6 protein-coding genes and 2 pseudogenes are annotated in these 9,466 nt (G+C 41.4%); 2 read left to right on the plus strand and 6 right to left on the minus strand.

Features of this window, described 5'->3' with window-relative positions; genetic code table 11:
• Nucleotides 1-72 precede the first annotated feature (72 nt).
• From ACN6OV_RS03880 to ACN6OV_RS03900, 5 genes and pseudogenes are all read right to left on the minus strand, one after another.
• Nucleotides 73-408, minus strand: a pseudogene (locus ACN6OV_RS03880) (ATP-binding protein); the annotation flags it as partial.
• Nucleotides 409-456: 48 nt separating this feature from the next.
• Nucleotides 457-1,959, minus strand: coding sequence for a UvrD-helicase domain-containing protein (locus tag ACN6OV_RS03885; protein WP_427949791.1), 1,503 nt, complete (start codon nucleotides 1,957-1,959; stop codon nucleotides 457-459).
• A gap of 9 nt (nucleotides 1,960-1,968) precedes the next feature.
• Nucleotides 1,969-2,751, minus strand: a complete 783-nt coding sequence (gene hisIE / locus ACN6OV_RS03890) for a bifunctional phosphoribosyl-AMP cyclohydrolase/phosphoribosyl-ATP diphosphatase HisIE (protein WP_427949793.1) — start codon at nucleotides 2,749-2,751, stop codon at nucleotides 1,969-1,971.
• Nucleotides 2,752-2,986: 235 nt separating this feature from the next.
• The gene (locus ACN6OV_RS03895) at nucleotides 2,987-3,874 is read right to left on the minus strand and encodes an SDR family NAD(P)-dependent oxidoreductase (protein ID WP_427949795.1); all 888 of its coding nucleotides are present in this window, start codon (nucleotides 3,872-3,874) and stop codon (nucleotides 2,987-2,989) included.
• Between the two features lie 513 nt (nucleotides 3,875-4,387).
• Nucleotides 4,388-5,665 carry an O-acetylhomoserine aminocarboxypropyltransferase/cysteine synthase family protein gene (locus tag ACN6OV_RS03900; protein WP_427949798.1) on the minus strand — a complete coding sequence of 426 codons (1,278 nt, stop codon included), beginning with the start codon at nucleotides 5,663-5,665 and terminating at the stop codon, nucleotides 4,388-4,390.
• Between the two features lie 318 nt (nucleotides 5,666-5,983).
• Between ACN6OV_RS03900 and ettA the strand changes: the two genes are divergently transcribed.
• Nucleotides 5,984-7,645 (plus strand): energy-dependent translational throttle protein EttA, encoded by a 1,662-nt coding sequence (ettA, locus tag ACN6OV_RS03905; RefSeq protein WP_427949800.1) that lies wholly within the window; start codon nucleotides 5,984-5,986, stop codon nucleotides 7,643-7,645.
• Nucleotides 7,646-7,700: 55 nt separating this feature from the next.
• Here ettA and ACN6OV_RS03910 read toward each other — a convergent pair whose 3' ends face one another.
• Nucleotides 7,701-8,111 carry a tetratricopeptide repeat protein gene (locus ACN6OV_RS03910; protein WP_427949802.1) on the minus strand — a complete coding sequence of 137 codons (411 nt, stop codon included), beginning with the start codon at nucleotides 8,109-8,111 and terminating at the stop codon, nucleotides 7,701-7,703.
• A 360-nt stretch (nucleotides 8,112-8,471) separates the two neighbouring features.
• Between ACN6OV_RS03910 and ACN6OV_RS03915 the strand changes: the two are divergent.
• A pseudogene (locus ACN6OV_RS03915) lies at nucleotides 8,472-9,398 on the plus strand (RNA-guided endonuclease InsQ/TnpB family protein); the annotation flags it as partial.
• Nucleotides 9,399-9,466 lie beyond the last annotated feature (68 nt).

Below are 9,466 nucleotides of genomic sequence, written 5' to 3' on the forward strand. Positions count from 1 at the left end.
CTATGACTTTGTCTTTAAAATCTTTTGAATATCCCATATCTCTATTGTTCTATAGTTTTTAGGATTTGGCTATAGTTGCCAAGAGCATTGCTGCGGGTCGGAGGTTTGTTGATTGGCTGATTCAGTAAATCCACCAATTTCTTCGGGAAAGCGAACCTGAATATCCAGTTTGGATTGCAGACGGTTCAGCATAATGTCTTGATCCAGCATCACGACACCAGCAGTACGCAAGTCTTTATAGCGTGCGGCAAACCAAGTCAGTGCTTGATAACTAAAACGCAGCAGTGAGGTTTTACCCGAACTTTGATCGCCTAAAATTAGTGTGATGGGCAGGTCGTGATAGTGAAATTGAAGTCGGATGTCAGCAAAATGTAGTGTGTGCTTGAGTTGAATGGATTCTATTTTCATGGCGCACCTTTTTACTGACTTATTTTATCTTCACCTTTTTATTCATCATTAGCTGACGGCTTGTGCAAGTGATTTTGGCATCTGTCGTTTTAAATGCTGCATCAAGTCATAAATATGATGGATATTTAAACTTACTTTAGCACGAGTACAGGCCACGTAAAGCAATCGTAACTCTTCGTCACTAATTTTATAATCTTTATCATTCAGCTTAAATTGGTAGTCGTCTTCAATATGCACACGATCCCATTCCAAGCCTTTGGCTTTGTGTGCAGTTGAAATAATATAGTCAGCCTGATCAATCGGGGTGATTTTCGCTAAGGCTTTTTTTAGCGGGTCTGTGCCATGGTCATCGACCAATTTCACCAAAGGTTTAATGTCACTGCCATCATTGGTTTCACAATATTCATGTACATCATGCCATGAGTTAAACCAAGCCAGTTCAGGTACATCAATCACACGTTTGCCTTGTTTCAACATGGATGCGGCATCGACAAAACGGTTCAGTCGAGCATGATCTGCTTGCAGACTGACTTTTTCACCTTTGACCAAGCCGGCAAGCAGTAATTCCATGGCGCGCGCATTGGTACGGCATAAAATCGCATCCCGCATTTTGGTGTGCGGTTTGTTTACGACTCTAGAATTTACCTGCGGATTACCGAGCAGTGGTACAGTTTCCTTTAATGCACCGAGTAGGGCATTGGCATTAAAGGCAATTTCTTCACCAAAACGGAATGATGTGGTTAAGCGTGATTCAGGCAAAGGTAATTGCTGCATGGCATTAACTGCGCCACGCCACGCATAGATTTGCTGATGGGCATCGCCGACATAAATGACTTGGGTATTGCGTTGCTTGAGCAAAATTCCGAGCATCAGCGGGTCAGCATCTTGTGCTTCATCAAATAACACATAATCTGCAGGAATGTTTGGTTCAGACAAAGCCCACAGTTTTAAGTAAATATCATGACCAATTCCGGCTTGATGGTTCGGGTCAATTGACTCTAACCAACGGCGCTCAATAGCCGGATATAAATGCTTTTGTAAGTGTTCAATATCGTCGGGATGTAACCAGCTTGGTGCTTGTAAATGTCGTGGCGCAGGGTACTGCGAACTGGTTGAGCAAAAATAACTGACCGCATTGGCAACTAGACTGGCCAATCGAGAGGGCATCAATACATATTTTTCATAACGCCCGCCCATCATACGGCGCAAGGTAATCGGTTCGAGACGATATTCTTTGGCGATAAAACTTGGGCTTAAACGAGGTAGACGTAGTTTATCGGTCACTCCACGTGGAACACTACGATAGGCCAGTGAGTGGAAAGTCCGACAGTCAACGTTCTTATGAAAACGGTTTTGTGCTTCAGTGGCAATGGCTTTGTTAAAAGCCAAATACATGCCACGCCGCTGAGGCATGGCATCACTGATCATTTGTAAAGTGGTAGTTTTACCTGTGCCAGCATAGGCAATCACTTTAAAGGATTTACCCAGACGTGCGTTATCGATGGCAGTGGCCTGCTCATAGGTCGCAGTCGGTTTTTTAAATTCTGGCACAGTTGGGTCTTAGTGCTGACGATTGGCTTTTTCAACTAAACCCGACAGGCCTTGGCGGCGTGCAAGTTCATTGAGCACCAATTGCGGGTCGAGGTCAAAGTAGCCCAACATCACAATGGTATGGAACCAAAGATCAGCTACTTCATAAATTAAATCGTTTTTGTTGTCTTCGTTGGCTTCAAACTTAAAATCTTTTGCTGCAATAATAGTTTCGACGCTTTCTTCACCAACTTTTTCTAAGATTTTATTTAAACCTTTATGATATAGCTTTGCCACATAAGATGAATCTGGATCGGCTTGTTTACGTTCAGCCATCATTTGGCCTAAATAAGACAAGACTTCAACTTGTTCTGAGCTTGCATTTGAAGCATTCATCGCAAGGGTATGTGGATTCGCTGATTTTTCACCATAAATGGCAGCAGGATCTTTGATTTGTGCATCCACAATTTCCCAGCCATTTACGGTGAGTTTGCGATAGAAACAAGATTCGCGACCCGTGTGGCAGGCAATACCGCCATGCTGTTCAATCTGTAAAATAATCACGTCCGCGTCGCAGTCTAAGCGAATTTCATGTACAGTCTGGAAATGACCAGACTCTTCGCCTTTGTGCCACAATTTATTGCGTGAACGTGAAAAATAAACCGCTTGGTTTTTTTCTGCAGTCAGTGCCAATGCCTCACGGTTCATCCATGCCACCATCAATACACGTCCGCTTTGATGATGCTGTGCAATAGCAGGCACTAAGCCTTGTTCGTTAAATTTTACTTCATCGAGCCATTGCAGGTTGTTCATGAGGATTTCACCAATTTAATATTAAAAAATAAATGCTAGACAAATTTAGCAGCATCATAGTGTAAGCCATCCATGAGTTGATGGGGAGTTAATTCTTAATCAAATTTAAAATCGATGTGTTTAGATGCTACAAGAATTAAATGCTTAGAGGGTATCTTGGTATATTTTAGAAAAGTATTGAAAAACCCAATAAAAAAAAGCCCAGTGACGGGCTTTTTGAAATGATGGAACAAACTTACCAATGCTCACCTGGGAAGATGCGTGCATAAGCTTTTTGTACCCAGTTGAGTTTTTGTGGCTCACCCACAGAAGCACTTGAACTTGGAAATAAGTTATAACCAATCGACATGAGTTTATTGTTAATGTCTGGTGCAATCGAGTAGGTGATCGAGGCTAAACGACCCAAGTGGGTTGCGACTTTTTTCGGACGTTTCACAATCGCATAAGCAATCAAATCCGCTGCTTGCTCAGGTGAAAGTGTTGGAACGTATTTGTAGATTTTGGTTGGTGCAATCATCGGTGTACGTACCAAAGGCATGTATACCGAAGTAATTGCAATATTGTGTGAATGCACTTCAGCGCTCAGGCAGCGGCTAAAAGCATCAAGTGCCGCTTTGGATGCAACATACGCCGAGAAGCGTGTTGCATTGGCTAATACACCAATTGAACTAATATTGATAATATGGCCTTCGCGGCGAATCATCATTTTAGGTAATAAGTTCATCACTAAACGCACTGCACCAAAATAATTTAGCTGCATGGTACGTTCAAAGTCATGGAAACGGTCGGTCGATTCATGTACGGCACGGCGAATTGAACGACCTGCGTTATTGATCAAAATATCGATATGATCGACTGAGTTTAAAATTTGTTGTGCTACGGCATCAATTGAATCCATGTCATTTAAGTCACATGGGAACACATCGGCTTTCCCGCCGTTGGCTTCAATTTCAGCTTTCACCGCATCCAGCGTTTCTTTGGTACGCGCAACAAGAAGCACATGCGCACCTGCGTTGGCTAAGCGATGAGCGGTTGTTAAGCCGATACCACTTGATGCACCAGTGATTAAAATGGTTTTTCCGTTTACACGGTCAAGAAAACGTTTTTCTAGTCTTGAGTTCACAATCAGATTTCCCTATTAAATCAGTTTTTTTGTATTCGTTTATTGGCCCGACAATACATGATGCGGGGCAGTTCTGAGTTAGCCGTATGATAGCGAATTATTTTAAAAAAGCTAGCTGATAAGTGATTGATAATAAAATAATATTTAGAGCTTTTACTCTAAATTAAATTGTGTATTTAGGAGATTTTTAACATATAAATATGTGAAAGAAAAGATATTTTCTTATTACAAGAAAGATTGCTTATAGAACTAGAGTGCACAAAATAATTTTTGTAACTTTAAGTGCCAGAATGTGGTTGGTTGAATGAATCATTTTACTCTAATTTTTAGGCATGAATATAATCTGCTTGTGTGGATTGCTGAGCTGTGATTTGGGGTTATAAGATGGTCGAATATCGTGTTGCTGTGAAGGGATTGCATTTTAACTGTAACAATTACCAAGGCTAAAACTAAAAAACCGACTTTTTCTAAAAAGTCGGTTTTGAAAGGTGATTCAAGCTTTCCTAAAATGACTTAAACAGCAGCGAGCGCTTGCTCTAAATCAGCGATCAAATCATCTGCATGTTCGATCCCAATAGAAAGACGAACCATATCAATGCTCACACCGGCAGCTTTTAACTCTTCCTCATTTAGTTGGCGATGTGTGGTGGTTGCAGGATGGCAAGCCAAGCTTTTCGCATCGCCAATGTTCACCAAGCGAGTGAAAAGTTGCAGCGCATCAATAAAACGAGTACCTCCGGCAAGACCATCTTGTACCCCAAATGACAGAATCGCAGATGGTTTACCTTTGACATATTTTTGCGCCAAAGCATGTTGCGGATGATCTTTTAAACCGGCGTAATTCACCCATTTTACTTTTGGATGTGCTTGCAAATACTCTGCAATTTTTTGCGCATTTTCCGTATGGCGTTCCATGCGTAGGCTTAGGGTCTCCAAACCTTGCAAGATCAAGAATACATTGTGTGGGCTAATCGCAGCACCAGTATTACGCAGTGGCACCACACGTGCGCGGGCAATATAAGCCGCTGCACCCAAAGCTTCGACATAGTTTACGCCGTGGTAGCTTGGGTCTGGAGTATTTAGTGATTTAAAGCGCTCAGGGTATTTGCCCCAAGGAAATTTACCGCTATCGACAATAATACCGCCAATCGAATTACCGTGGCCACCAATGTATTTGGTCAATGAATGCACCACAATATCGGCACCAAATTCGAATGATTTTTGTAGTACAGGCGTCGCAACAGTATTGTCGACAATGACTGGCACACCATATTCATGCGCAATTTTTGAGATAGCTTCGAGATCAATGATATTGCCTAGAGGGTTACCGATTGATTCAACGAACACCAGTTTGGTTTTTTCATCGATTAAATTGCGAAGCGCTTCAGGATTTTGATAATCAAAGAATCTAACTTCGATACCTTGTTTCGGCAGAGTATGCGCAAATAAGTTATAAGTACCGCCATATAGGGTAGACACCGAAGCAATATTGTCACCTGCTTCTGCAATGGTTTGGATAGCATAAGTAATCGCTGCCATTCCGGAAGCCAGAGCCAATGCGCCAATCCCGCCTTCAAGTGCAGCAACACGCTGTTCAAGGACTGCTGTGGTCGGGTTCATAATACGGGTATAAATATTCCCCTGAACTTTTAAATCAAATAAGTCGGCCCCATGTTGGGTATTATCAAATGAATAGGACGTGGTTTGATAAATTGGAACGGCTACCGCTTTTGTTGTTGGTTCTGGTGTATAGCCGGCATGAATGGCCAAAGTTTCGTCTTTATACGTCATGGTTGCTTCATCTACGCGAATTAATTGTTAAACAGTCTATCATTTATTGATATGAAAAAAAGTGCACATTAATTTAAATGGATTGCATATTGATTGATATCAATAGGTATTTTTCAGCTCAAGATCTCATAATTTGTACAGAAATTTGAATGTGTAATTTTTGTGCAGCATTAAACTTGTAACAATGCATACAAGCACCGTCTGAAACCTTATTTTTTCGCGACTTTATGCGTATAATAGCCGATTATTTTTTCGCTCAATTGAGCAGGGGCAACTTCATGTTGTTCCATATATGGTTTGACTATTGAGGAGTCCTACGTGGCCCAATATATTTACACGATGAACCGTGTGTCGAAGATGGTTCCGCCTAAGCGCGAAATCCTGAAAGACATCTCTTTATCATTTTTCCCAGGTGCAAAAATTGGTGTACTTGGTTTAAACGGTGCAGGTAAATCAACCTTGCTTCGTATTATGGCGGGCGTAGACAAAGATTTCTCTGGTGAAGCTCGTGCTCAACCGGGTATCAAAATCGGCTATCTCGAGCAAGAACCACCTCTTGATCCAAACAAAGATGTTCGTGGTAACGTGGAAGATGGTTTACGTGAACCATTAGATGCTTTAGCACGTTTGGATGAAGTATTTGCTGAATATGCTGCTGAAGATGCAGACTTTGATAAGTTAGCAAAAGAGCAAGAAAAATTAGAAGCGATTATCCATTCGTGGGATGCGCATAACCTGAGCAACCAAATGGATCAAGCTGCTGCTGCCTTGAACCTTCCAGCTTGGGATGCGGACGTAACACTTCTTTCAGGTGGTGAACGTCGTCGTGTTGCGCTTTGTCGTTTGCTTTTGTCTAAGCCAGACATGTTGCTGCTTGACGAACCGACGAACCACTTGGACGCAGAATCTGTATCTTGGTTAGAACGTTTCTTGAAAGACTTTGCCGGTACCATCGTGGCGATCACGCATGACCGTTATTTCTTGGATAACGTGGCAGAGTGGATTCTTGAACTTGACCGTGGCCATGGTATTCCATATCAAGGCAACTATTCTTCTTGGTTAGAGCAAAAGAATGCGCGTCTAGAGCAAGAGAACAAGCAAGAAGAATCTTTTGCTAAAGCATTGAAAAAAGAGCTTGAATGGGTTCGTTCAAATGCCAAAGGTCAGCAAAAGAAAAGCAAAGCGCGTATGGAGCGTTTTGAAGAGCTTAACTCGCGTGAGTTCCAACAGCGTAACGAAACCTCTGAAATTTATATTCCACCTGGTCCACGTCTAGGCAACAAGGTGGTAGAAGTTGAAGGTATCAGCAAATCATTTGATGGCCGTTTGCTGTATGAAAATCTCACTTTTACTGTTCCACCAACCGCAATTGTCGGTATCGTGGGTCCAAACGGTGCAGGTAAAACTACACTCTTCCGTATGATGACTGGTGAGCAACAGCCTGATACAGGTACGGTAACACTGGGTGAATCGGTTAAAGTCGCTTACGTGGGCCAGATTCGTGATACTTTGGATAATAACAAAACCGTTTGGGAAGAAGTTTCTGGTGGTTTAGATATCTTACGTATCGGTGACTACGAAATTGCATCACGTGCCTATATCGGTCGCTTTAACTTTAAAGGTCAAGATCAGCAAAAACGTGTCGGTGAATTGTCAGGTGGTGAGCGTAACCGTCTGCAACTGGCAAAAATCCTGCAAATGGGCGCCAACGTAATCTTACTGGATGAGCCATCGAACGACTTGGATATTGAGACCTTACGTGCGCTTGAGGATGCAATTCTTGTATTCCCTGGTACGGTAATGGTGGTATCGCATGACCGTTGGTTCCTTGACCGTATTGCAACGCATATTTTGTCATTTGAAAATGAACAGCCTGAGTTCTACGAAGGGAACTACGCTGAATACGAAGCGTACCGTTTGGCACGTTTAGGTGAAGATGCGGTACAAAAACGTACCAAATATAAAAAAATCGGTGGTTAATCTCACTGCATAAAAAAACCAGCCTACGGGCTGGTTTTTTTATGGGGCTATGCTTTTAAAAAGCGATTTCTTCATAGCTATGTTTTAAGGCGTGATCAGCAGCTATGTGGCCCTGAGCAGCTGCTCGGTTTAACCAAAGCAGGGCAAGTTCATAATTTCGGTCTAAGCCTAACTCAGCATTTAAATAACCTATACCTAAGCGATATTGAGCCTCTTTATGGCCTTTAAGCGCAGCACTTAAAAAATTCCACATCGCATTGCGGTAATCCGTTGATGATTGATCATGCGGATGCACGGAATATGGGCTTAAAGACTCACGATGATGCTGAGCACCTAGCCGTTCAAAATAAGTGCCTTGCATATAGTCACTATCTGCTTCTGGCATCGAAAGCTGCATTCCTTGCAGCTTTGTATCCTCGCTTTGTAACAACAAATCAATGATCTTTTTAAGAGCTTGTTGAATCATAATAAACTCCTTTTTTGCTGTAACTTTTGCATGTTGAGAATGCAATACTTGAGCGAGTCGTTATTCATTTAATTGTTTTTAACGAACTTCACATAATTTTGAAATTAGCATGCTTATGTCAAGAAGTTAAGAGCTAAAGAAAAAAAATATTTTTTCGGCCTAACTTTTTGGATTTTAAGTGGATATTGGAGTGATAGGCTGAAGTTTAATCGTTACAGGATGTAATTTTATCACTTGGAGCGTAAAACCTCGTGGTTCAGCACGAGGATATAAGTGACTGGCGTAAGCCATACGACATGGAATGTCGTATTAAATATCTTTGTTGCTCATTACTTAAAATATTATTGTTAAAATAAGCACATGAAAACACTTAAACTTCGCATAAAAGACCAACATGCAAAGGTGCTGATTCAATTAGCATCTGAGGTGAATTTTGTTTGGAATTATGTGAATGATTTAAGCTTTAAACACCTAAAAAGAACAGGTGGATTTCTATCTGCATTTGATATTGCTCAATACACCAAAGGCGCATCAAAACTGCTTAATTTGCACAGCCAAACCATTCAGGCTGTCACCGAAGAATTAGTCACACGCAGAAAGCAGTTCAAAAAAGCCAAACTTAAATGGCGTGTGAGTAACAAGAAATCTGCAAGAAGATCACTTGGATGGATACCGTTTAAGAAAGTAGCGATCAAATACGCTGATGGATATGTTCAATATGGTAAACATCAATTCAAAATTTGGGATAGCTACGGCTTAAGCAAATACAGCGTTAGAACAGGCTCATTTGTTGAGGATAGCCGTGGGCGTTGGTATGTGTGCCTTGTGGTAAATACAGCAAAGCAAGATAAACCGACTTCAACTAAAGCCATAGGTATTGATCTAGGATTAAAAGATCTTGCTACCTGTTCAGATGGCACAGTGATTTCAAATCCTAAGTTCTATCGAAAATATGAACAGAAACTAGCTATTGCTCAACGAGCAAACAACAAGAAGCGTGTACGTGCATTACACGCTAAGATTGCAAATTGTCGTAAAGATCATTTGCACAAAGCAAGCACCATGCTTGTTAAGGAAAATGCACTGATTGTTGTTGGTGATCTCAGTGCCAAGAGACTCGTAAAAACTAAAATGGCGAAATCTGTCTTAGACACAGGATTTTCGGCACTAAAAACAATGCTCAAGTATAAATGCGAGAACGCAGGCGTATTGTTTGAAGAAGTCAATGAAAGTTTCACCTCCCAAATCTGTTCGTGTTGCGGTGAGATCACCGCAAGTAGTCCGAAAGATACCGTCTTGGCTGTCAACCTAATTTAGTAATTATTTACCTTATATTTGATAAGCAGTTTGATGTT

Origin of the sequence: Acinetobacter sp., from assembly GCF_050285345.1 — a bacterium.
Classification (GTDB): domain Bacteria; phylum Pseudomonadota; class Gammaproteobacteria; order Pseudomonadales; family Moraxellaceae; genus Acinetobacter.